21 protein-coding genes are annotated in these 22191 nt (G+C 65.6%); 17 read left to right on the top strand and 4 right to left on the bottom strand.

Translation table 11 applies throughout. The features are described 5' to 3' along the window. The first annotated feature begins 130 nt into the window (after nucleotides 1-130). The 4 genes from V7Q81_RS06875 to rsmA are packed head-to-tail and all read left to right on the top strand — an operon-like array spanning nucleotide 131 to nucleotide 5377. Nucleotides 131-2197: an LPS-assembly protein LptD gene (locus V7Q81_RS06875; protein WP_333841278.1), complete on the top strand. Its 2067-nt coding sequence runs from the start codon at nucleotides 131-133 to the stop codon at nucleotides 2195-2197. Between the two features lie 33 nt (nucleotides 2198-2230). After that, a complete protein-coding gene (locus V7Q81_RS06865) occupies nucleotides 2231-3532 on the top strand; it encodes a peptidylprolyl isomerase (protein WP_442954781.1) in 1302 nt (433 codons plus the stop codon). Nucleotides 3533-3536: 4 nt separating this feature from the next. Then, on the top strand, nucleotides 3537-4541 hold the full coding sequence (pdxA, locus tag V7Q81_RS06860; RefSeq protein ID WP_333841276.1) for a 4-hydroxythreonine-4-phosphate dehydrogenase PdxA: 1005 nt from the start codon (nucleotides 3537-3539) through the stop codon (nucleotides 4539-4541). 17 nt (nucleotides 4542-4558) lie between these two features. Further along, entirely contained in the window at nucleotides 4559-5377 is an 819-nt protein-coding gene (rsmA, locus tag V7Q81_RS06855; protein WP_333841274.1) for a 16S rRNA (adenine(1518)-N(6)/adenine(1519)-N(6))-dimethyltransferase RsmA, read from the top strand. Here rsmA and V7Q81_RS06850 read toward each other — a convergent pair. Beyond that, complete coding sequence (locus V7Q81_RS06850) at nucleotides 5374-5565, bottom strand: rubredoxin (protein WP_333841272.1); 192 nt, start codon at nucleotides 5563-5565, stop codon at nucleotides 5374-5376. The two genes, rsmA and V7Q81_RS06850, sit on opposite strands and share 4 nt — an antisense overlap. Before the next feature lie 43 nt (nucleotides 5566-5608). On the opposite strand from V7Q81_RS06850, the gene thiD reads away from it, so the two are divergent. The 3 genes from thiD to hemL are packed head-to-tail and all read left to right on the top strand — an operon-like array spanning nucleotide 5609 to nucleotide 8464. Continuing rightward, on the top strand, nucleotides 5609-6433 hold the full coding sequence (gene thiD / locus V7Q81_RS06845) for a bifunctional hydroxymethylpyrimidine kinase/phosphomethylpyrimidine kinase (protein WP_333841269.1): 825 nt from the start codon (nucleotides 5609-5611) through the stop codon (nucleotides 6431-6433). Nucleotides 6434-6464: 31 nt separating this feature from the next. After that, entirely contained in the window at nucleotides 6465-7148 is a 684-nt protein-coding gene (gene thiE, locus V7Q81_RS06840) for a thiamine phosphate synthase (RefSeq protein WP_333841267.1), read from the top strand. Then, nucleotides 7145-8464, top strand: coding sequence for a glutamate-1-semialdehyde 2,1-aminomutase (gene hemL / locus V7Q81_RS06835; protein WP_333841264.1), 1320 nt, complete (start codon nucleotides 7145-7147; stop codon nucleotides 8462-8464). Before thiE ends, hemL begins: the two co-directional genes overlap by 4 nt. Nucleotides 8465-8524: 60 nt before the next feature. Here hemL and V7Q81_RS06830 read toward each other — a convergent pair whose 3' ends face one another. After that, nucleotides 8525-9148, bottom strand: coding sequence for a c-type cytochrome (locus V7Q81_RS06830; protein ID WP_333841261.1), 624 nt, complete (start codon nucleotides 9146-9148; stop codon nucleotides 8525-8527). Nucleotides 9149-9256: 108 nt separating this feature from the next. Between V7Q81_RS06830 and yihA the strand changes: the two genes are divergently transcribed. Both yihA and hemB read left to right on the top strand, forming a co-directional pair. Further along, the gene (yihA, locus tag V7Q81_RS06825; protein ID WP_333841258.1) at nucleotides 9257-9862 is read left to right on the top strand and encodes a ribosome biogenesis GTP-binding protein YihA/YsxC; all 606 of its coding nucleotides are present in this window, start codon (nucleotides 9257-9259) and stop codon (nucleotides 9860-9862) included. A gap of 166 nt (nucleotides 9863-10028) precedes the next feature. Next, nucleotides 10029-11036, top strand: a complete 1008-nt coding sequence (hemB, locus tag V7Q81_RS06820) for a porphobilinogen synthase (RefSeq protein WP_333841257.1) — start codon at nucleotides 10029-10031, stop codon at nucleotides 11034-11036. Between the two features lie 11 nt (nucleotides 11037-11047). Here hemB and V7Q81_RS06815 read toward each other — a convergent pair whose 3' ends face one another. Beyond that, the gene (locus tag V7Q81_RS06815; RefSeq protein ID WP_333841254.1) at nucleotides 11048-11665 is read right to left on the bottom strand and encodes a hypothetical protein; all 618 of its coding nucleotides are present in this window, start codon (nucleotides 11663-11665) and stop codon (nucleotides 11048-11050) included. 25 nt (nucleotides 11666-11690) lie between these two features. Continuing rightward, entirely contained in the window at nucleotides 11691-14015 is a 2325-nt protein-coding gene (locus V7Q81_RS06810; RefSeq protein ID WP_333841251.1) for a penicillin-binding protein 1A, read from the bottom strand. Between the two features lie 146 nt (nucleotides 14016-14161). On the opposite strand from V7Q81_RS06810, the gene V7Q81_RS06805 reads away from it, so the two are divergent. From V7Q81_RS06805 to V7Q81_RS06770, 8 genes are all read left to right on the top strand, one after another. Further along, entirely contained in the window at nucleotides 14162-15259 is a 1098-nt protein-coding gene (locus V7Q81_RS06805) for a pilus assembly protein PilM (protein WP_333841248.1), read from the top strand. Further along, nucleotides 15256-15852 (top strand): PilN domain-containing protein, encoded by a 597-nt coding sequence (locus tag V7Q81_RS06800; RefSeq protein ID WP_333841246.1) that lies wholly within the window; start codon nucleotides 15256-15258, stop codon nucleotides 15850-15852. The genes V7Q81_RS06805 and V7Q81_RS06800 overlap by 4 nt, the downstream gene beginning before the upstream one ends. Nucleotides 15853-15857: 5 nt before the next feature. Beyond that, nucleotides 15858-16487, top strand: a complete 630-nt coding sequence (locus tag V7Q81_RS06795; protein WP_333841243.1) for a type 4a pilus biogenesis protein PilO — start codon at nucleotides 15858-15860, stop codon at nucleotides 16485-16487. Beyond that, complete coding sequence (locus V7Q81_RS06790; protein WP_333841240.1) at nucleotides 16484-16990, top strand: pilus assembly protein PilP; 507 nt, start codon at nucleotides 16484-16486, stop codon at nucleotides 16988-16990. Before V7Q81_RS06795 ends, V7Q81_RS06790 begins: the two co-directional genes overlap by 4 nt. 19 nt (nucleotides 16991-17009) lie before the next feature. Continuing rightward, nucleotides 17010-19145 (top strand): type IV pilus secretin PilQ, encoded by a 2136-nt coding sequence (gene pilQ / locus V7Q81_RS06785; protein ID WP_333841239.1) that lies wholly within the window; start codon nucleotides 17010-17012, stop codon nucleotides 19143-19145. A 102-nt stretch (nucleotides 19146-19247) separates the two neighbouring features. Next, the gene (gene aroK, locus V7Q81_RS06780) at nucleotides 19248-19811 is read left to right on the top strand and encodes a shikimate kinase AroK (RefSeq protein ID WP_333841238.1); all 564 of its coding nucleotides are present in this window, start codon (nucleotides 19248-19250) and stop codon (nucleotides 19809-19811) included. Further along, nucleotides 19783-20886: a 3-dehydroquinate synthase gene (gene aroB / locus V7Q81_RS06775; protein WP_333841236.1), complete on the top strand. Its 1104-nt coding sequence runs from the start codon at nucleotides 19783-19785 to the stop codon at nucleotides 20884-20886. The genes aroK and aroB overlap by 29 nt, the downstream gene beginning before the upstream one ends. Beyond that, on the top strand, nucleotides 20831-22006 hold the full coding sequence (locus tag V7Q81_RS06770; RefSeq protein WP_442954780.1) for a deoxyguanosinetriphosphate triphosphohydrolase: 1176 nt from the start codon (nucleotides 20831-20833) through the stop codon (nucleotides 22004-22006). Before aroB ends, V7Q81_RS06770 begins: the two co-directional genes overlap by 56 nt. Nucleotides 22007-22191 lie beyond the last annotated feature (185 nt).

Below are 22191 nucleotides of genomic sequence, written 5' to 3'. Positions count from 1 at the left end.
GGCAGGCGCGCCGTCTCCACCACCCGCCCCCGCAGCGCCTGCCTCGTCGCCACGGGCGCCTTCTCCGCAAGCCGCACCGGCGGCCCGCACTACTCCTTCTGCCGACCAGAGGCCCGCCACGAACCCACCCGTGGTGGTGGAAGCCGACCGCATTGTGGGCATCGGCCAAAAGGAGGTACGTGCCGAGGGCAATGCCATCCTGCAACAGGACGACCAGAGCCTTTCCGCCGATCTGATCATCTACCATCCGCCGCAGGAGGACGTGTTCGCCCTCGGCAACGTGGTGGTGAAGCGCGGCGGCAACGTGGTGCGGGGCCCCCGTCTGGAGTTCAACCTGGAGTCCCAGACCGGACAGATGGAGGCACCCGTCTATCAGCTCGAGCGTAACAACGCCCGGGGGGAAGCGCAGCTCTTTGTCTTCGAAGGGGAAAATCGTTACCGAGCGAAACAGGCGAGCTACACCACCTGTCCGGTCAACCGGGACGACTGGTACCTGCGGGTGGCAGAGCTGGAGATTGACCGCAACGCCAACGTTGGCGTTGCGCGCAACGTCTGGCTCGAGTTCCAGAAGGTGCCGATCCTTTACTCGCCCTACGTGGACTTCCCCCTGGGCAAGGAACGCAAGTCCGGTTTTCTCCCACCGCTCATCGGCACCACCACCCAGGGCGGGGCGGAGATCACCCTGCCCTACTACTGGAACATCGCACCGAACCGGGATGCCACCATCGCCCCTCGCGTCATCGCCCGGCGGGGGCTGATGCTGGCCAATGAGTTCCGCTACCTGGAGCGTGGCTACCACGGGGAGGCCAAGGCGGACATCCTGCCCGACGACCAGGTGAGCGGGCGCGATCGCTGGGCCCTCCTGCTCCAGCACGCCCACGCCTTCAGCCCGCAACTGCAGGGGTCCGTCAACATCCAGCGGGTCTCCGACGACAACTACTTCCGCGACCTGGCAAGCTCCGTGACCCTCACCTCCCAGACCAACCTGCCCCAGGAGGGCACGCTTACCTATGGCGGCGAGGGCTGGATAGCCACCGCGCGGGCGCAAAAATATCAGACCTTGCAAGATCCCCTGGCGCCCGTCACGCCTCCCTACGACCGCCTGCCCCAGCTGCTGGTCCAGGGCTTGAAACCGGACCTCTTGGGCGCCGACCTGGGCTTGAACGCCGAGGCCGTCCGCTTCGAGCATCCGACCCTGGTGACCGGTGGCCGTCTGGTGGCCTACCCCACCGTGAGCTATCCCCTGCGCACCTCCTTTGCCTACCTGACACCGAAGGCAGGGCTGCACTATACCCGCTACGACCTGGACCGCTCCGGGCCTGGGGCAAACCCGAGCCGCAGCGTGCCTATCGGCAGCGTCGACGCCGGCCTTTTCCTGGAGCGCCCCATGAGCGCCTTCGGCCAGCGCTTCCTGCAGACCCTGGAGCCCCGGTTGTTCTACGTGTACGTGCCCTTCCGCGACCAGGCCCAACTGCCCAACTTCGACTCGGCGGACGCCGATTTCAATTTCGCCCAGATCTTCACTGAGAACCGCTTCACCGGCTCCGACCGCATCGGGGACGCAAACCAGATGACCCTCGCCCTCACTTCCCGGCTCCTGGAGTCGGACTCGGGCGCGGAGCGGCTGCGCTTCGCCCTGGGCCAGCGCTTCCGTTTCGAGAAACCCCGGGTGCAGCTCGCAAGCCCCATTAGCCCGAGCAACCGCTCCGACCTCCTGGCCAGCATCGGCGGCCGGCTCACCCAAAGCTGGCTGCTCGACGCCAGCATGCAGTGGAACCCGAGCGACAACGAAACCGAAAAGCTCAATCTCTACGCCCGCTACCACCCGGCGCCGGGAAAGGTGGCTAACGTGGGCTACCGCTTCACTCGCAACGCCCTGGAGCAAGTGGACGTGTCTGCCCAGTGGCCCCTTGGCGACCGGTGGCAGGGGGTCCTGCGCTACAATTATTCCCTGCGCGAAAGCCGGGTGCTGGATGCCCTGGCCGGGCTGGAGTACGACGCGGGTTGTTGGTCCGTCCGGTTCGTAGCCCAGCGTATCGCCACCGCCGTGGACCAGGCCTCCCACGCGTTTTTCGTCCAGCTCGAATTGACCGGGCTCGGCAAGATCGGCGCGGATCCGCTCCACGTGCTGCGCTCGAGCATTCCCGGGTTTACCCAAGTGGACCTGTACCGGGAGCAGCCCGCCAGCGCGCGTTAGCGTCTCCTATGGTTTCGAGGGGTTCGATCGCCTATGGGAATTCCTTCCCTGCTCCTTGCAATCGCGGTCTCGATGGCCGCCTTCGCCGCTAGCACCCCGGCTTGGGGAGCGGAGCGCATCCAGCTCCTCGACCGTATCGTGGCGGTGGTCAACGAGGAGGTCATCACCCAGGACGAGCTGGATCGACGCCTGGAGCTGGTAAAAAAGCAGCTCGCCCGCCAGGGGACCACGCTGCCGGAGTCGGAGGCGCTGCGCCGGCAGATTCTGGAACGCCTGATCATGGACCGCCTCCAGCTGCAGTACGCCCGGCAGACGGGGTTGCGCATCGACGACTTCCAGCTCGACCGGGCGATCGCAGCCATCGCGGAGCAAAACCGCATGAGCCTCACCCAGTTCCGCGAGGTACTCGCCCGGGACGGGGTGGACTACGCCGATTTCCGGGAAGAGATCCGCAAGGAAATGATCCTCACCCGGCTGCGGGAGCGGGAGATCGACAGCAGGATCACGGTGAGCGAAGGGGAAGTCGACAACTTTCTCGCCACCCAGGCCACCCAGATCACCGGAGGCGAATACGCGGTGTCCCACATTCTGGTGCGGGTGCCGGAGCAGGCGACCAGCAGCGAGATCCAAGCCCGGCGCGCCCGGGCGCAAGAGGCGCTGGCGGAGCTCAAGGCGGGCAAGCCTTTCCCCCAGGTGGCCGCAGTCTACTCCGACGCCCCGGACGCCCTCCAGGGAGGTTTCCTGGGCTGGCGTCCCTTGAGCCGACTGCCGGAGCTGTTCGCCGAAGCGGTGGTAAAGCTCAAGCCCGGGGAAGTGAGCGAGCTTCTGCGCAGCCCCAACGGCTTTCACATCCTGCGGTTGGAGGATCGGCGCGGCCCGGGCACCCCGGTGCAGGTCACCCAGACCCACGTGCGGCACATCCTGGTGCGCCCAGGGGAGACCCTGTCCGAGGACGAGGCCCGCAACCGCCTCCTGCAGTTGCGGGAGCGGATCGTGAACGGTGCCGACTTCGCCGAGCTGGCGCGCCTGCATTCGGAGGATCCGAGTGCCCCCCAAGGCGGCGACTTGGGTTGGGTGAGCCCCGGAGACACGGTGCCCGCCTTCGAGCGGGTGATGGACAGCCTGGCGCCAGGGGAGGTGAGCGAGCCGGTGAAAACACCCCTGGGCTGGCATCTGATCCAGGTGCTGGAGCGGCGCACGGGAGAGATGACCCAGGAGCGGGAGCGGGTCCTTGCCCGCCAGTCCATCAAGGCCCGCAAGGCGGACGAGGCGTACGAGGAGTGGCTGCGCCAATTGCGGGACCAGGCCTACGTGGAGGTCCGGCTCGAGGGTTGAACGGGTGAGAAGCCTTCCTCCCCTCGCTTTCACGCCGGGTGAGCCTGCCGGGATCGGCCCCGACCTGGCGGTGTTGCTCGCCCATGAACCGCCATCGACGCCGCTGGTGGTCATCGCGGACCGGGATCTGCTCGCAGAGCGGGGCGAGCGCCTCGGCCGGCCAATCCAGATCGTAGACTATCCGCCCGCTCCGGAAGACTTCCCCCTTCCCGGTCGGCTCCCCGTACTGCATGTCCCCCTTGCCGTCCCCAGCCGGCCCGGCCGGCCGGATCCGGCCAACGGTCCCTATGTCCTCGCCACCCTGGACCGGGCCATCGCCGGCTGCCGCTCGGGGGAATTCGCCGCCCTGGTAACGGGGCCGGTGCACAAAGGCGTCATCAACGAGGCCGGTATTCCCTTCACCGGTCATACCGAGTACCTGGCCCAGGCGACCGGCACGCGGCGGGTGGTCATGATGCTCGTGGGCGCCGGCATGCGGGTCGCCCTGGCCACCACCCATCTGCCCCTGCGGGCGGTGGCCGACGCCCTGACGCCCCAGCTCCTGGAGGAGACTCTCCGAGTGCTCCACACCGCGCTGGTGGATCGGTTCGCCCTCGCCGAGCCGCGTATCCTAGTGGCTGGGCTCAACCCCCACGCGGGGGAGGGCGGGCATCTGGGCCGGGAGGAGCTGGAAGTGATCGTACCCGTGCTGGAGAGGCTGCGGGGGGAAGGGATGCGGCTCATCGGGCCGTTGCCCGCCGACACCCTGTTCAATCCCCCCGTGCTGGCCCAGGGGGACTGCGTGCTCGCCATGTATCACGATCAGGGCCTGCCGGTGCTCAAGCACGCCTCCTTTGGCCAGGGCGTCAACGTCACCCTGGGATTGCCCCTCGTGCGCACGTCCGTCGACCACGGCACCGCCCTAGACCGGGCGGGTACGGGCGAGATCGCGCCGGGCAGCCTGCGGGCTGCCATCGCCTTGGCCGGCTGGCTCGCCGCGCGGGGAAAGGCGGCGGACCCCCTATCCTGAGCGGTCACGGAGGTCCAGTGTCCGCGCCCCGCAAACGTTTCGGCCAGCATTTTCTGGTCGAGCCCCGGGTAATCGCGCGCATCGTGGAGGCGGTGCATCCCCAATTGGGAGAACGGCTGGTGGAGATTGGGCCCGGCCGCGGGGCCCTGACTGGGCCCCTCCTCGAGCAGGCCGGCCACTTGACCGTGATAGAAATCGACCGAGATCTGGCAGCGGCACTGCAGGCCCGTTATCCCGAAGGGCAGCTTACCGTGTACTGCGCCGACGCCTTGCGGTTTGACTTCGGCGCCCTGGGGAGCGAGCTGCGGCTCGTGGGTAACCTCCCCTACAACGTCTCCACCCCCTTACTGTTTCATTTGGAGCGCTTCGCCGCGGAGGTGCGAGACATGCATTTCATGCTACAGAAAGAGGTGGTGGAACGCATGGTCGCCTTCCCCGGCACCGCCCAATACGGCCGGCTTTCGGTGGCGCTCCAGTATCGCTTCCACATCGAGCGGCTGTTCGCCATCGGGCCCCGCGCCTTCAGGCCCGCTCCCCGCGTGGACTCGGCCTTCGTGAGGCTCGTCCCTTATCAGAGGCTCCCCTATCCGGCACAGGTGGAGGCGCTATTCCGGGAAATGGTGACGGCCGCCTTCAGCCAGCGGCGCAAGATGCTGAGAAACGCCTTGAGCGCCTATCTGGAGGAGGCCGACTGGGCTGCGTTAGGACTGGACCCCCAGCGCCGGCCCGAAACCCTGGGCGTGCCCGAATTCGTCGCTGCCGCTAACTACGTAGCTGAGCGGCACAGCGTAGCCGGGCAACGGGAAGGGGCGAGCGATCGGTCGAATCGTCCCTAGATCTCCACCATCTCGAAGTCTTCTTTGCGCGCCCCGCACTCGGGACAAGTCCAGTTCATGGGCACGTCTTCCCAGCGGGTGCCGGGAGGAATGCCCTCTTCGGGCAGCCCCAGCGCTTCGTCGTAGATGAAACCGCACACGAGGCACATATATTTCTTGTAGACGACAGTGGTGGATGTTTCGACCATGGAACGAGGTTTTCAGTAAAATGGCGAGACATTATAAGCCATCATGGCCGAGACCCCTCCCATCGTGCTCGCGTTCGCAGCCTCGGACCCCAGTGGCGGCGCGGGTATCCAGGCCGACATCCTGACCTTGGCCAGCATGGGCTGTCATCCCTTATCCGTCATCACGGCCATCACGGTGCAGGACACCGCGGGGGTAGAAGGGTTGATGCCTCTCGATCCCGACTGGGTCTCTGACCAGGCGCGGACGGTGCTGGAGGACATGCCGGTCCACGCCTTCAAAATCGGCCTGCTGGGCAGCGTGGAGGTGGCAGCGGCGGTGGCCGAAGTGGTGGCCGATTATCCTGACGTGCCCCTGGTGCTGGATCCGGTCCTCGCCTCGGGGCGGGGCGACGAGCTCGCCTCCGAGGAGATGCTCTCGGCACTACGCGAGCTCATCATTCCCCAGAGCACCCTGATCACCCCGAACAGCATGGAGGCGCGGCGCCTCGCCGCCGACGAAGCGGACGAGGAAGACGATCCGGATCTGCACCAGTGCGCCCAGCGGTTGCTCGCCCTGGGCTGCGAGTACGTGCTCATCACCGGGACCCACGAAAACACCCCTGAGGTGATCAATACCCTCTATGGCAGCGAAGGGATCGTGCGCTCCGACGCCTGGCCGCGACTGCCCGGAAGCTTTCACGGCTCGGGGTGCACCCTGGCTTCCGCCATCGCAGCCACCCTGGCCAACGGTCTGGAGTTGCCAGAGGCGGTGCGGGAAGCACAAGAATATACTTGGCATGCCCTGAAGTCGGGGTTTCGTCCCGGCATGGGCCAGCATCTGCCCGATCGGCTATTCTGGGCGCGGGAAAGCGATGAGGGGAGCCGCTAGCGCCACATCTGTTCCACTGAACCCCCGGTCGATGGTGGAGACCGCCGCCCACGGCCCCTTTCCCGAAGGAGGGAAGGGAAAGGGCCGCCTCCCTGTCGCCGGCCTGTATGCCATCACCCCGGAATGCCCAGAGACGGCGGTGCTCGCGGCGAAGGTGGAACAAGCCTTGCGCGGGGGAGCGCGGGTGCTCCAGTACCGCGCCAAGGGTGCCACCCCAGCCCTCGCCTTGGAGCAGGCACGGGTCCTGGTCCGCCTGTGCCGTGCCTTCGGGCGCCTTTTTATCGTCAACGATCGAGTGGATCTCGCTTTGGCAGTCGGCGCCGACGGGGTGCACCTGGGATCCCAGGATGAGCCCATCGATGCCGCCCGCAGGCGGCTCGCGCCCGGGATGCTCCTGGGGGTTTCATGCTACGACCGGCTGGATCGGGCCCGGGAAGCGGCGGCCCAGGGCGCCGACTACGTGGCCTTCGGTGCCATGTTCCCTTCCGCGGTCAAGCCCGAAGCGGTGCGCGCGCCGCTCACCTTGTTGGGTGAGGCACGGCGGGTGCTGGACGTCCCGGTGGTGGCCATCGGTGGCATCACGCCGCAAAACGCTCCTGCCGTCATTCGCGCCGGCGCCCATGCCCTAGCCGTCATCAGCGCCCTGTTCGATGCCCCCGACGTGGAAAGTGCGGCCCGGGCGTTTAGCCGCTTGTTCGACTCGCCATCGCCATGACCGTCCCCCCCCTTGAGCGGGCTCCCGGCCAGCCCTCCCGCAACGAAGCCTTGTTCGAGCGCTCCGCCGTCTACATTCCCGGCGGAGTCAATTCGCCGGTGCGGGCCTTCCGCGCGGTGGGAGGCACGCCCCGCTTCTTCGTGCGCGGCCAAGGCCCGCTCCTGTGGGACGCGGACGGGCGGGCCTACATCGACTATGTAGGATCGTGGGGCCCGGCGATCCTCGGCCATGCCCATCCGGCGGTGGTGGCGGCGGTCAAGGCCCAGGCCGACCGAGGCCTAGGCTTTGGTGCCCCCACCGAACTGGAGCTGGAAATGGCGGAATTGCTCTGCCGACTCGTGCCGTCGATGGAGCAGGTGCGGCTTGTGAGCTCCGGCACCGAGGCCACCATGAGCGCCATCCGGCTCGCCCGGGGCTATACAGGGCGTAGCCGCATCGTCAAATTCGAAGGTTGCTACCACGGCCACGGGGACGCCCTACTCGTGAAAGCGGGCTCCGGCGCCTTGACTTTCGGCCAACCCAGCTCGGCCGGGGTCCCGGAGGAAACCGTGGCCCATACCCTGGTGCTCGCCTACAACGACATCCAGGCACTGGAAGAAGCCTTCGCCCGACTCGGGGGCGAGATCGCCGCCGTGATCGTGGAGCCCATCGCCGGCAACATGAACTTGGTGCTGCCGCGGCTCAGTTTCCTCCAGCGGCTGCGCGCGCTGTGCAGCCAGCACGGAGCTCTTCTCATTTTCGACGAAGTGATGACCGGGTTCCGGGTGGGCCTCGGCGGAGCCCAGGGGCTGTTCGGTCTCCAGCCTGACCTTACCACCCTAGGGAAAGTAATCGGCGGGGGCTTGCCCGTGGCGGCCTTCGGTGGGCGCCGGCAGATTATGCAGCATCTCGCTCCCCTAGGGCCCGTGTACCAGGCGGGCACCCTGTCCGGCAATCCGGTGGCGGTGGCAGCGGGACTGGCGACCCTCCAGCAAGTCCAGGCAGAGGGCTTCTACGAGCGGCTGTCTGCCACCGCCCGGGCCCTGACCGAGGGGCTCGCTGCCGCTGCCCGTCGCCACGGGATTCCTTTCTCGGTTCAGGCGATCGGGGGCATGTTCGGGCTGTACTTCCGCGAGGAGCCGCCCACCACCTACAACGAAGTGATGGAGTGTGACCGGGAAGCCTTCAACCGCTTCTTTCACCGCATGCTGAGCGAAGGAGTATACCTGGCGCCGTCTGCCTTCGAGGCGGGATTCGTCTCTGCCGCCCACGGCCCAGCCGAGATCGAGCGCACCCTGGAAGCGGCAGAGCGGGCCTTCGGCGCCCTGCGCTCCTGAGGAACTGCCGAGGAAAAAGCCGGGCCGAGCCGGCCGCCCGCCGCGCCGAAGCGGGTCCTCCTAGCGCAGTCCCGCGATATATTCCGCCACCGCCTGAATCTCCCGGTCCGTCATCCTGGCGGCGATGGCCTGCATCATGCCCTCGGGATCGTTGGCCCGTTCTCCCGAACGAAAGGCTTTGAGCTGGGCGGCGATGTATTCCGCGTACTGCCCCGCAAGGCGCGGATACGGGGCAGGTATTCCGACCCCGTTGGGCGCGTGGCAGCCGGCACAGGCGGGCACCGCCTTGGAGGCGATGCCACCCCGATAGATTCTTTCTCCCTCCCGGGCGAGCGCCTCGTCCTTCGCCTGAGCGGGCCGCAGTTTCTGCTGGGCATAGTAGGCGCCCAGGGCTTGCATGTCCTCGGGGGTGAGGGTTGTCACCATGCCCGCCATGATGGGGTTTTGCCGCGCGCCGGACTTGAAGTTGTCAAGCTGCTTGGTGATGTACCGAGCGTGCTGGGCGGCCAGGTGGGGATTGGCGGGCGTTGGGCTGTTGCCATCCGCCCCATGGCAGGCGGCACAGACCTGGGACGCGATGCTTTGGGCCTGGGCCAGGTTGCCTTCCTGCGCTGGCTGGGCAGAGGCGGTCAAGGCCCAAACCGCCAGCCCTAGCGCCCCGATACTGGCACGGGTCCGCTTCATCTCGGCTCCTTGTGACTGAAAAATTGCGAAATTTTATATCAACCCTCTGCTATCATGCCACCCGTATCGGTGATAGTAGCCGCTGGGGCCCTCCGCGGATGCGCCTCGATGAATCCGTTCCATCCCCTTTCCTTCGCCCGCAGCGTCACCCGACTCGCGGACCTGCCCCCTGCACTACGGGAGGTGGCCATCGGCGGCCGCTCCAACGCGGGCAAATCCAGCCTGCTGAACGCCTTGGCCCAGCGCAGGCGCCTTGCCTACGTGAGCAAGACGCCAGGCCGCACGCGGGAAATCAACTTCTACCGCTGTGGCGAGGGCCGCTTCATCGTGGACCTGCCCGGTTACGGTTACGCCCGGGTGCCCCAAGCCATGCGACAAACTTGGGGGGAGCTGGTGAGCGCATATCTGCGGACCCGGGCCTCCCTGGCAGGCGTGGTGCTGCTCATGGACGCCCGCCATCCTTTGATGCCCCTCGACTGGCAGCTGCTCCACTGGTTGCAAGAAAGCGGTAAGCCGGTGCACGCGGTGCTCACCAAGGCGGACAAACTCTCCCGCCAGCAGGCCTTGCGCACCCTGGCGGCGACGAGGCAAGCCCTCGACCGGGAAGCGCCCGGGGTGAGCCTACAGCTTTTTTCAAGCCTCACCCGTCAGGGTGCGGACGAGCTGGTGGAGCGGCTCGCCTACTGGCTAGAGATAAAAAATGCCCCCGGCTAAAGGGGAGTAAAACCGGGGGCCACGGCCTTAATAAGGATTAAGGCACCCGCTCAGGGAGGAGAAGCGGGAGACGATGGAAACCATCGTCTGTACGCTATGATTAGCGTCTAGGACGAAAGTTCCCCGCTTCGTTCCGAAGCCCAAGCCAACGACGCGAAAGGTGCTCATGATACCGCTGGGTCATTATCCCCGGCGCAGGATGCGCCGGCTGCGCCGCGACGAGTTCTCCCGCCGGCTGGTACGGGAGCACCGCCTGGATGCCGCCGACTTGATCGAGCCGGTGTTCATCCTAGACGGCCCGAGCCGCGAGGAGCAGGTTCCGTCCATGCCGGGGGTGCATCGGCTCAGCATTGACCGGCTGCTCGCCCGGGCCGAGGCGTGCTTGCGCTTGGGGGTGCCCGCCATGGCCCTGTTCCCGGTGGTGGATCCGGCGCTAAAAAGCGCCGACGCGAGGGAAGCCCTGAATCCGGAAGGTCTGGTGCCCCGGGCCGTCCAGGCCTTGAAGCAGCGCTTTCCCGAGTTGGGAGTCATTACCGACGTGGCCCTCGACCCCTACACGAGCCACGGCCAGGACGGCTTGATCGACGCCTCGGGCTACGTGCTCAACGACGAGACCGTGGCCGTGCTCGCCCGCCAAGCGGTCTTGCACGCTGCCGCCGGCGCCGACGTGGTCGCCCCTTCCGACATGATGGACGGGCGCATCGGGCGAATCCGGGAAGCCTTAGACGAGGCCGGTCACCTCCATACCCGCATCCTCGCCTACGCCGCCAAGTACGCCTCCAGCTTCTATGGCCCGTTCCGGGATGCGGTGGGCTCGGCCGCGAGTCTTGGCAAGGGAAACAAATTCACCTACCAGATGGATCCGGCCAATTCGGATGAAGCCCTATGGGAGGTGGGTCTCGATCTGCAAGAGGGCGCCGACATGGTCATGGTGAAACCGGGGCTGCCTTACCTCGACATCGTGCGTCGGGTAAAGGACGCCTTCCGTGCGCCCACCTTCGTCTATCAAGTGAGCGGGGAGTACGCCATGCTCAAGGCTGCGGCGGCCAACGGCTGGCTGGACGAGCGCTCCTGTGTGCTGGAGTCCTTGCTCGCCATCAAGCGGGCGGGCGCCGACGGGATCTTCACCTACTTCGCCCTGGAAGCGGCCCGCTGGCTCAAAGAAGCGAGGTGAGGGGCTGCGAGCTACTCCTTGCCATCGTCCCGTAGCAGCATCTCCACGTACGCCGTCTTGGCCCGAACCGGGAGACCGTCTTCCATCCCCGGACGACTGGCGTTCCAGAGATCCTTGGTGCCGTAGACCATAACGTTCACCGTCGTCCCCTCGGCCTCCAGAGTGAAGAGGGGGACGCTACGCCATCCCTCTGCCGTGGCGACCCGCCGCTCCCCGGCTCGGTAGGGAATGCGCTCCCGCATCAGGAAGTACTCCACGTCCTTGACCGAATCGGTGAACAGCTGCAGGTTGATGTCGGAATGCCTGCCGGCCACCCCGGTCAACACCGCTCCGGTGAGATGGGGATTGAACGCCTCCAGCCGCCGCATCACGGAAAGCGCCACTTCACGCAACGCCCGCAGCACCGCCCGGTGCTCCTGCGGCTCGTACAGGGCCCGGAAGGTCCGGAGCGCTTCCTCCACCTCGCTGTTGTTGGGCAGATTCCGGGTGTCGGCGGCCCCCAGTTGCTCGGCCGCCTTGCGCTTGGCGGTGCCGAAGTCCTGGATGCCATCCCGCGCCATGAGCCGGGCGGCGAGATGCGCGATGCGCTCCCGCATCAGGTTGCGTCTGGGTCCGCCGGCTCGACCCATCCTACCCTCGTCGCAAGCCCAAGCGTTAGAACAATTGGTTCCTGACCTCGTCTCCGCCGCGGGCACCGAGGGCGGGCAGCCATGGGCCCTGGTCGGCCTGCGGGACGTTTTCTTGATAAAAGTATTCCGGAATGCCCTGGCCGCTGCTATCCAATAACCCGGTATCTGGATTCACTCGGGCCACCACCACGCCGTCAGGCACCCGGAAATCAGCTTCAGGGACACCCTTGAGGGCCTTGGCCATGTATTCCATCCAGATGGGCAGCGCAGCGTTGGCCCCGGTCTCACCCTTGCCCAGGGAGCGGGGATTGTCGAATCCGATCCACGCCACCGCCACCAGGGACGGATGGAAGCCGCTGAACCACGCATCCACGAAATCGTTGGTGGTGCCGGTCTTGCCCGCTAGATCGTTGCGGCCGAGCTTCATGGCCCGGGCAGCCGTGCCGCTGCGCACCACTTCCCGCAGCATGGAGGTCATGATGAAGGCATTGCGCTCGTCGATCACCCGTTCAGCGCCTTCGCCCACCCGGGCGGGCATGGCCCGGGCGATCACCGTGCCGTTTTCGTCCTCGATGCGGTCGATGAAATAGGGCACCACCCGGTAGCCGCCGTTGGCGAAAACCGCGTAAGCGGCGGCCATCTGCATAGGCGTGGCCGTGCCGGCGCCGAGGGCGAGGGTAAGATAGGGGGGGTGCCGCGCCGGGTCGAACCCGAACCGGGCTAGGTAATCCTGGGCGTAGCTGGGGCCGATCGCCTGGATGATGCGCACCGACACCAGGTTCTTCGACTTGGCGAGCGCGGTGCGCAAACGCGTGGGGCCTTCGTATTTTTCGTCATAGTTTTTGGGCTCCCACGGTTGGTTCCCCGTCTGGGCGGCATCGAAATAAAGGGGCGCGTCGTTGATGATGGAGGCCGGGGTAAAGCCCTTTTCCAAAGCGGCGGAATAGACGAAGGGTTTGATCCCGGAGCCCGGCTGACGCCAAGCCTGGACCACGTGGTTGAACTTGCTGCGGCCGAAGTCGAACCCTCCCACCAGCGCCCGAATGGCGCCGTCGGTCGGGTCGATAGCCACCAGGGCCGCTTCCACGGCCGGCAACTGGGCGATTTGCCAGCGCTCGCCGCCGTCGTGGCGCACCCGCACCAGGGCACCCCGGCGCAGCCGCTGATTCGGCGGAAGCCGATCGCTCAAATAGCGCTGGGCGAAGCGGATCGCCTCCCCCGCCAACGTGAGGGTCTTGCCCCCTTTCACATACACCTTGAGCTTGCCGCCCCCGGCCTCCAGCACCACGGCAGGCAGAAGATCGCCCACTTCGGGCACCTCCTGGAGCGCCTCTTCCATCACTTCCTCCAAGTCACCCCCCGCCCGGTCCAGCTCCATGTAGCCCTCGGGCCCTCGGTAGCCGTGCCGCCGGTCGTATTCCAGCACCCCCTTGCGCAGCGCCTGGAGCGCCGCTTCCTGATGGGCTTTGAGGAGGGTGGTGTAGACACGGAAGCCCCGCGTATAGGCCTCTTCCCCGTAGCGGTCCACCATAAGCTGGCGCACCATCTCGGCCACATAATCCCCCGAAAGCTCCCCTTCCCGGGCCTGCCGGCGTGCCACCACGGGCTGCTCCGCCGCCGCCTGGTACTGGGCCTCGGTGATGTGTCCCAGCTCGCGCATGCGGCGCAGGACGTAGAGCTGCCGCTGCTTCGCCCGCTCCGGGCTGGCGACGGGATTGTAACGGGACGGGGCCTTGGGCAGCCCGGCCAGCATGGCCGCCTCGGCCAGGGTCAGCTCCTGGAGCGGCTTGCCGAAATAGGTCTGGGCGGCTGAGGCGAACCCGTAGGCCCGCTGGCCCAGATAAATCTGGTTGATGTAGAGCTCCAGGATCTGATCCTTGCTCAGGCTGTGCTCGATCTTGAACGCGAGCAAGGCTTCGTGAAATTTCCGGGTAAAGGTCTTTTCCTTGCTCAGAAAGAAATTGCGTGCCACCTGCATGGTGATGGTGCTCGCGCCCTGACGGGCGCCGCCCGCGGCGAAGTTGCTGTACGCCGCCCGCAAGACCCCGAGGTAGTCCACGCCCCCGTGTTGGTAGAAGCGCTCGTCCTCGGCCGCCAGGATGGCCAGCTTCAATACTTCCGGCACGTCGTGAATGCTCACCACGGCCCGCCTTTCCTCACCGAATTCCCCGATCAGATGACCGTCCAGGGTGTAGACCCTCAAGGGAATCTTGGGCCGATAGTCGGTGAGTACCTCTAAGGATGGCAGCTTAGGGTAGGTGATGACCGCGGCAAAAGCGATCAAGAGAGCGCCCGCCACTGCCAACCCGAACAGGGCGGCGAGCGCGATGAACCACCAGCGTCGGAACATGATCAGGCGGGAGGCTCGAAGAAAGGAAAGGCGGGGATTATAGAGGCGCGCGCCACGGCAGAAAAACCCAAGAAATTTTGCTTTACATCTACTGTAGTTGCTGCTAGCCTTTAATGTAGCTTCTGGATAATATGGCCTAGCTTCCTATGTTCAAAGGGAATTTCCATTTCGGCCCGGGCCTTTTCCCGGCCTCTGGCCTCCCCCTCGTGGGCCTTGACGTGAGCAGCTCCGCCGTGAAGATGGTGGAGCTGAGCCTCGCCGGCAAGGACAAGTACCGGATCGAGCGCTACGTCATCGAGCCCATGCCGAAAGAGGCCGTGGCCGAGGGCAATATCGTCAACCTGGAGGCCACGGGAGAGGCCATCAAGCGGGCCTGGAAAAAGCTGGGCACCCGGGTGAAAACCGTCGCCATGGCAGTCCCCGCCTCGGCCGTGATCACGAAGAAGATCGTCGTTCCCGCGGGCCAGCGGGAGGAAGAGCTCGAGGTCATGGTGGAGTCCGAGGCCAATCAATATATCCCTTTTTCCCTGGACGAGGTCAACCTGGACTTTCAAGTGCTGGGGCCGGCCAGCGCCAGCCCCGAGGAAGTCGAGCTGCTGATCGCCGCCTCTCGCAAGGAAAAGGTGGAAGACCGGGTGGCCGCAGCCCAGGCCGCCGGGCTGAAGGCGACGATCATGGACGTGGAGCCCTACGCCGCCCTGAATGCCCTGGAACGGGTCATGCCTTACCTTCCCGGCGTGGACTACGACCAGACCTTGGCCCTGGTGGACATCGGGGCCCAGCACATGAGCCTTAACGTGCTGCGCGCCGGACAGTCGGTGTACATGCGTGACCAGCCCTTCGGCGGACATCAACTCACCGAACAGATCCAGGCCCGCTACGGCTTGTCCCCGGAGGAGGCGGAGGTAGCCAAACGCAGCGGGGGACTGCCCGAAAGCTATGAAAGCGAAGTCCTGGCACCATTCCGCGACACCCTGGCCCTGGAAGTCGCCCGTGCGCTCCAATTCTTCTTCACCTCCACCCAGTACAACGAAGTACACCACGTGCTGCTCGCCGGGGGATGCGCTGCCATCCCCGGCTTAGACGAGTCGGTGGCAGCTCGTACCCAAGTGGACACCATGATCGCCAATCCGTTCGCCGGCATGGAGCTTGCGAGCCGCATTCGGCCGGTCCAGTTGTCGGCGGACGCGCCAGCCCTGCTGGTGGCCTGTGGGCTCGCCCTGCGGAGGTTCGATCCAGCATGATCCGCATCAACCTGCTTCCCTACCGTGCCGAGCGGCGCCGGGCGCGCAACCGGCAATTCGGCATCGTGGCAGCCCTGACCGCAGCGCTGGGCGTCGTCGTTTGGTTCGCTGGGCACACGGTGCTCGCCGGCCGAATCGAGCACCAGGAGGCGCGCAACGACTATCTCAAGAAACAAATCGCCGTCCTGGACAAGCAGATCGCCGAGATCAAGACCTTGAAAACCCAGATCCAGGCCCTGCTCGCCCGCAAAGAGGTGGTGGAAAAGCTCCAGTCCAACCGCACCGAGGTGGTCCACCTCTTCGACCAGCTGGTGCGGATCGTCCCGGAGGGGGTGCATTTCACCCGGCTCAAGCAGACCGGCAACAACCTGAGCCTCACGGGCTACGCCCAGTCGAGCGCTCGGGTCTCCACGCTCATGCGCAACATCGAGGACTCCCCCTGGCTGGGAGAGCCTCAGCTCGTCGAGATCAAGGCGGAGCAGGTGGGCAAGCTGCGACTTAACCAGTTCACCCTCAACTTCAAGCTGACGCCGCCCTCGCCCGGGGGCGGCGAGGGCACTGCCCAGACGGTCAGTGCCCAGGCCAAGGGGTAAGCACCATGACCCTGGACGACTTGAGACGACTCGATACCCGCAACCCCGGCGGTTGGCCGGTCCCGGTCAAGGCAGGGGTCATGCTGTTTCTGTTGCTCGCCATTGTTTCCGCAGGCTATTTCTACGACTGGAGCAGCCAGCTGGAGACCCTGGAGAGCCGCAAAAAAGAGGAGGTGCGGCTCAAGCAAACCTTCCTGGACAAGAAAAAGGAGGCGGTCAATCTGGATATCTACCGCCAGCAACTCGCAGAAATCGAACAGACTTTCGGCGCGATGCTGCGGCAGTTGCCCAACAAGGCGGAAATGGACGCCCTGGTGACCGACATCAACCAGGCGGGGCTGGGTCGGGGGCTACAGTTCGAGCTGTTCAAGCCGGCCCCCCGGGAGACCCTGTACGACTTCTACGCCGAGCTTCCGATCCAGGTGCGCGTCACCGGCAGCTACCACGACATGGGAGCGTTCGCCAGCGATGTGGCGCAACTGCCCCGCATCGTCACCCTGGACAGCGTGTCCATCGAGAAGACCAAAGATGGCCTGGTGATGAACGCCGTCGCCAAGACCTACCGCTACCTGGACGAGCAAGAAGTCGCAGCCCAGCGCAAGGCGGCGGCGCCGACAAAGGGGGGCAAGAAATGAAACGCGCCCTCCTCCTCCTCCTGGCGCTCGCGCTGGCCGGCTGCTCGGCCGGGGAATTCAGCGATCTTAAGCAATTCGTGGAGCAATCCGGCCAAGGGTTGCGGGGCAAGGTGCCGCCCCTGCCCAAGGTAAAGGTCTACGAAGCTTTCACTTATAACGCCTTTGATCTCCCGGACCCGTTCACCCTGCGCGAGATCGATACCCGCGGGAAGCCAGGCCCCGGCGGCCCGGGGCCCGATCTCAACCGGCCCCGGGAGCCGCTGGAAGCCTATCCCCTTGAAAACCTGAAGATGGTGGGAACGCTGGAGCGGGACAAGCGCATCCACGCCCTCATCAAGACCCCCGACAACAACGTGTTCCGGGTCACCGTCGGCAACTATCTAGGCCAGAACTTCGGCCGCATCACCAGGATCACCGAGGCGGAAGTTACGCTGACGGAACTGGTCCAGGAAGGGGCTGGGGGTTGGACCGAGCGGACCGCGAGCCTACAACTCGTCGAATAAATCTCAGGGAGCCGTCACCATGAGCCGCACCCTCCTCAAGGAACCCAAGCGCTTTCTCGCCCTGACCTGCCTTGCGACCGCGCTTGCCCTCAGCCCGGCCGGCGAGCGGGCATGGGCCCAATCGAACAGCATTGAAGCGCTCGAGGTCACCCCCGGCGCCGAGGGCAGGCTGGTGGTGAAGGTCAAGCTCAAAAATCCCCCGACCAACCCGCCTGCTGGCTTCGCCGTCCAGAAACCGCCGCGCATCGCCTTGGACTTTCCCGATACGGGCAATGCCCTGGGTCGCACATTCCAGGCGGTGGGGCAGGGAGACTTGCGCTCGGTCAACATCGTGCAGGCCGGCTCGCGTACGCGGCTGGTCATGAACCTGGAGCGTCCCGTAGGCTACGACACCCGAGTCGAAGGCCGGGAGGTGGTGGTGACCCTACTCGGCGTACAGACCGCGGGCAGCCCGGCCGGACCCACTCTGTCCCGGTTCGCGGAAACGCGGCTCGGCGACGTAAGACACAGCATCCTCGATGTGGATTTCCGCCGCGGACCGGCAGGGGAAGGGCGGATCATCGTGGATCTATCCGACACCACGACCGGCATCGATCTGCGGCGGCAGGGCAGCCAGATCATCGTCGACTTCAACAACACTTCTTTGCCCAAAAACCTGCAGCGCCGCCTGGACGTCACCGATTTTGGCACCCCCGTGCAGTTCGTGGAAAGCTTCGCCGTCGGCGGGAATGCCCGTCTGGTGATCGAGCCGAGGGGGCTATGGGAGCAGTCGGCCTACCAGGCGGACCGCAAGTTTATCGTCGAAGTAAAACCAGTGGCCCAGGACCCGACCCGGACGACGGCCGCAACCCGGCCTCGTTATACCGGGGAGAAGCTCTCCCTCAACTTCCAGAACGTGGAAGTGCGGGCGGTGCTGCAAGTGATCGCCGACTTCACCGGCCTCAACATTGTGGTGAGCGACTCGGTGACGGGCAACCTGACCCTGCGGCTTAAGGACGTACCCTGGGATCAGGCGCTGGACATCATTCTCCAGGCCAAGGGACTGGATAAGCGGCGTGAAGGCAACGTTCTCCTGGTGGCGCCTCGGGACGAGATCGCGGCCCGGGAGAAACTACAGCTCGAAGCGCAGCAGCAGATCGCCGAACTGGAACCCACGGTCACCGAGAGCTTCCAGCTCAACTACCAAAGAGGGGAGGACGTCAAGAAGATCCTGAGCGATCCGGCCCAGAAGATCCTCTCCAAGCGGGGCAGCGCCGTGGTCGACCCGCGCACCAACACCTTGTTCGTCCAGGACACGCCGAGCCGACTGGACGAGGTCCGCGCCCTCATTCGCCAGATCGACGTGCCCGTGCGGCAGGTGATGATCGAAGCGCGGATCGTGGAAGCGAACGACGACTTCTCCCGCAATCTGGGGGTGCGGCTGGGCTACCATGACCGTCGATCCGCTGGCTTCGGCACCGGTATCGGGAGCTCCCGCGGCCTGATCGGCGCGCGCCTGGAGGATACCGCCTTCCACACCGGCCAGATCGCCACCCCGGTGCCCACCCTCAGCGATTTCACCAACGTGAACCTGCCCGCTGCCGGCATCGGCGCCTTCAATCCGGGCGCTTTTTCCCTGCTGCTGTTCAACGAGGCGGCCACCAAGTTCCTGAACCTGGAGCTCTCCGCTCTAGAGGCGGACAATCGGGGCAAGATCATCTCCAGCCCCCGGGTGATGACCGCCGATCAGGTCGAAGCCACCATCGAGCAGGGCACGGAGATTCCGTACCAACAGGCCACCTCCAGCGGGGCTACCAGCGTGGCGTTCAAGAAGGCCACCTTGTCCCTCAAGGTGAAGCCACAGATCACCCCGGACGAGAACGTGATCATGACCCTCAACGTGAACAAGGACAGCCCCGGGGTCAACACCACCGCCGGTCCGGCCATCGACACCAAGCAGATTTCCACCCAGGTGTTGGTAGAAAACGGCGGCACGGTGGCAATCGGCGGCATCTTCGAGCAGACCAAGCGCAACGACGTGACCAAGGTGCCCGTGCTGGGCGACCTGCCGGTGGTGGGCGGGCTCTTCCGCAACACCGCCAGGACGGACAACCGTTCCGAGCTGCTCATCTTCATCACGCCGCGAATCCTGAAAGATTCCCTCACCTTAAGATAGGGAACCCAGACCACTCCCCTGGGCCGGGCACACCCGGCCTTTTCTTTTTGGCCCGAGGCCGGCTGCGGTGCCGGCAGCAGCGGTTTTGGATACAATCGAGCGATGTTGCCGAGTCGCAACATTTTCTTGGTCGGCATGATGGGCGCGGGCAAGAGCACCGTGGGGAAGCTGCTCGCCCGGCGCCTGGGCAAGACTTTTCTCGACAGCGATCATGAGATCCGCCGCCGTACCGGCGTGGAAATTCCAGTCATTTTCGAGATCGAAGGCGAGGAAGGCTTTCGCGCACGGGAGGCGGCTATATTGCGCGAGCTCACGCAGCAGGAAGACGTGGTGCTGGCCACCGGCGGGGGAGCGGTGCTGCGGCCCGAGAACCGAGCGCTCCTCAAGGCGCGGGGCACGGTGATCTACTTGCGGGGCTCGGTGGAGGAGCTGTGGGCGCGCACGCGCCACGACCGCAACCGTCCTCTCCTGCAGACGGCCGATCCGAAGGCGCGGCTAGGCGAGCTGCTGCAGGAGCGCGACCCCTTGTACCGGGAGGTCGCCGACTTGGTGGTGGACACGAGTCGCGCCAGCGCACCCGCTCTAGCGCGGCGGATCGAAAAGCGGCTACAGGAGTTCGAAAGGACCAAGACCAAAGATGCCCTCGAGCTCGACACAGACGCTTGACGTCGCCTTGGGGGAGCGCAGCTACCCGATTCACGTGGGGCCGGGGCTGCTCGCCGATCCCCGCTGGTTCGCATCCCTCGCGCCCGCGCAGCGGGTGGCGGTGGTGACCAATACCACGGTGGGACCCCTCTATCTCCCCCGCCTGCAGCGGACCTTGGAAACGTTGCGCGTGGCCTGCATCGGTATCGCCATCCCCGACGGGGAGGCGTTCAAAAACTGGGAGACTTTGAACCGCATCTTCGATGCTCTGCTGGAGAACCGCTGCGAGCGCTCCACTCCCGTCCTCGCCCTGGGTGGAGGCGTGGTGGGAGACATCGCCGGGTTCGCCGCCGCCACCTATCAGCGGGGCGTGCCCTTCTATCAGATTCCCACCACCCTGCTCGCGCAGGTGGACTCATCCGTGGGTGGCAAAACCGCCATCAACCACCCCCTGGGCAAGAACATGATCGGCGCTTTCTACCAGCCGCAGGCGGTGGTCGCCGACACCGACACCCTGACCACGCTGCCGGAGCGCGAGCTGCGCTCCGGCCTGGCGGAGGTCATCAAGTACGGTCTGATCCGGGACGCCGAGTTCTTCGATTGGCTCGAGACCCGCCTCGAAGCGCTGCTCGCCCGCGAGCCCGAAGCGCTCACCTTCGCCATCGTGCGCAGTTGTGCCAACAAGGCCCAGATCGTGGCGGCGGACGAGCGGGAAACCGGGATACGGGCCCTGCTCAACCTGGGCCATACCTTCGGTCACGCCATCGAGACGGGTCTCGGTTACGGTCAGTGGTTGCACGGAGAAGCGGTGGCCGCAGGCACCGTGCTGGCAGCGGATGTGTCGGTGCGCCTCGGATATCTGTCCCCAGAGCAGAAGGAGCGCCTGGTAGCCCTGTACCGGCGAGCTGGCCTGCCCACCCGGGCGCCGGCGTTGGGCGCTGCCCGCTATCTGGCGCTGATGGGCCATGACAAGAAGGTCCAAGGAAGCAGGATCCGCTTCGTGCTCCTCAGGCGCATCGGAGAAGCGTTCGTGAGCGCAGATGTTCCCGAAACGGTGCTGGAGCAGGCGTTTGCGGCCTGCTGCGGCCATGGCTGAGCTCGCCCCCTACGCGGCCCACCCCGACCAATCTCGGGGCCGCCGGCATCCCGAGCCGCCCCCCATGGGCCGTAACGAGTACCAGCGGGATCGGGACCGCATCGTCCATTCCACCGCGTTCCGCCGACTGGAGTACAAGACCCAGGTATTCGTCAACCACGAGGGGGACCTGTTTCGCACCCGGCTCACCCACAGCCTGGAGGTGGCCCAGATCGGCCGCACCATCGCCCGAAACTTGCGCCTGAACGAAGATCTGGTGGAGGCCGTGGCCCTGGCCCACGACCTGGGCCACACTCCCTTCGGGCACGCGGGACAGGAGGCACTAAACAGCGCCATGAAAGACCATGGCGGCTTCGAGCACAACCTGCAATCCCTGCGGGTGGTGGACCTCTTAGAAGAGCGCTACGCCGAGTTCGACGGCCTGAACCTCACTTTTGAAACCCGGGAAGGGATCCTCAAACACTGCTCGCCCCAGAACGCCCCGGAGCTGGGGGACGTGGGTCAGCGCTTTCTCCAGGGAAAGCGGCCCTCCCTGGAAGCCCAGATCGCCAACTTGGCCGACGAGATCGCTTATAACAACCACGACGTGGATGACGGCCTGCGCTCGGGACTGCTCACGCTGGAGCAGCTGCAAGAGGTGCGCATGTTCGCCGAGCATCTGAACGAGGTCCGGCGCGCCTATCCCGGGCTGGTCGGCCGCCGGCTCATCCACGAGACGATACGCCGGATGATCAATACCCTGGTCAACGATCTCGTCCGCCAAAGTCAAGCTCTCATCGCCACCCATCGGCCGGCCAGCCTGGAGGAAGTGCGGGAATGCCCGCCCTTGATCGCCTTCAGCCCCGAGATCGCCGAGTGCCAGAGGGAGCTCAAGGGGTTCCTGCGCACCCACCTTTATCGGCATTATCGGGTGGCCCGCATGACTGCCAAGGCAAAGCGTATCCTCCTCGACCTGTTCCACGCCTTTGTCGCCGACCCACGACTGCTGCCTCCCCAGTTTCAGGAAAAAGCGGAGAATCATCTGCACCGGACGGTGGCGGATTACATCGCCGGGATGACCGACCGGTACGCCATCCGGGAGCACCAGCGCCTATTCGCGGTAGGCGAAATTACCCCCTGAGGCCATGGCCGGCGGTGGACGGCCTCCTTTTTGCAGTGCAGTATCGGGTTGCCGGTCCCGCGACAGCGGGTTAGTATTTGTACCTTGCGCCCGCGATTCGGTGCGCCCGGCAGAAAGCTGGCAAGCGTTTGTATGTGAATAGGAAATTTCTGCTGGAAGAACCCCCGATGAGGTAAGAAGTGAGC

The organism is Pelomicrobium sp., from assembly GCF_036803785.1.
Taxonomy (GTDB): domain Bacteria; phylum Pseudomonadota; class Gammaproteobacteria; order Burkholderiales; family UBA6910; genus Pelomicrobium.
The sequence above is the reverse complement of the archived record's forward strand: the minus strand, read 5'-3'. Positions and strand labels throughout refer to the sequence as shown.

Coding starts and splice junctions, on each gene's coding strand:
- V7Q81_RS06810 (WP_333841251.1), bottom strand. CDS start 14,015: ATGTTCCGACGCTGGTGGTTCATCGCGCTCGCCGCCCTGTTCGGGTTG.
- thiE (WP_333841267.1), top strand. CDS start 6,465: ATGGTGGAGACCGCCGCCCACGGCCCCTTTCCCGAAGGAGGGAAGGGA.
- hemB (WP_333841257.1), top strand. CDS start 10,029: ATGATACCGCTGGGTCATTATCCCCGGCGCAGGATGCGCCGGCTGCGC.
- V7Q81_RS06850 (WP_333841272.1), bottom strand. CDS start 5,565: ATGGTCGAAACATCCACCACTGTCGTCTACAAGAAATATATGTGCCTC.
- V7Q81_RS06795 (WP_333841243.1), top strand. CDS start 15,858: ATGACCCTGGACGACTTGAGACGACTCGATACCCGCAACCCCGGCGGT.
- V7Q81_RS06830 (WP_333841261.1), bottom strand. CDS start 9,148: ATGAAGCGGACCCGTGCCAGTATCGGGGCGCTAGGGCTGGCGGTTTGG.
- thiD (WP_333841269.1), top strand. CDS start 5,609: ATGGCCGAGACCCCTCCCATCGTGCTCGCGTTCGCAGCCTCGGACCCC.
- yihA (WP_333841258.1), top strand. CDS start 9,257: ATGAATCCGTTCCATCCCCTTTCCTTCGCCCGCAGCGTCACCCGACTC.
- V7Q81_RS06865 (WP_442954781.1), top strand. CDS start 2,231: ATGGGAATTCCTTCCCTGCTCCTTGCAATCGCGGTCTCGATGGCCGCC.
- V7Q81_RS06770 (WP_442954780.1), top strand. CDS start 20,831: ATGTTCCCGAAACGGTGCTGGAGCAGGCGTTTGCGGCCTGCTGCGGCC.
- V7Q81_RS06800 (WP_333841246.1), top strand. CDS start 15,256: ATGATCCGCATCAACCTGCTTCCCTACCGTGCCGAGCGGCGCCGGGCG.
- aroK (WP_333841238.1), top strand. CDS start 19,248: ATGTTGCCGAGTCGCAACATTTTCTTGGTCGGCATGATGGGCGCGGGC.
- hemL (WP_333841264.1), top strand. CDS start 7,145: ATGACCGTCCCCCCCCTTGAGCGGGCTCCCGGCCAGCCCTCCCGCAAC.
- V7Q81_RS06790 (WP_333841240.1), top strand. CDS start 16,484: ATGAAACGCGCCCTCCTCCTCCTCCTGGCGCTCGCGCTGGCCGGCTGC.
- V7Q81_RS06805 (WP_333841248.1), top strand. CDS start 14,162: ATGTTCAAAGGGAATTTCCATTTCGGCCCGGGCCTTTTCCCGGCCTCT.
- aroB (WP_333841236.1), top strand. CDS start 19,783: ATGCCCTCGAGCTCGACACAGACGCTTGACGTCGCCTTGGGGGAGCGC.
- V7Q81_RS06815 (WP_333841254.1), bottom strand. CDS start 11,665: ATGGGTCGAGCCGGCGGACCCAGACGCAACCTGATGCGGGAGCGCATC.
- pilQ (WP_333841239.1), top strand. CDS start 17,010: ATGAGCCGCACCCTCCTCAAGGAACCCAAGCGCTTTCTCGCCCTGACC.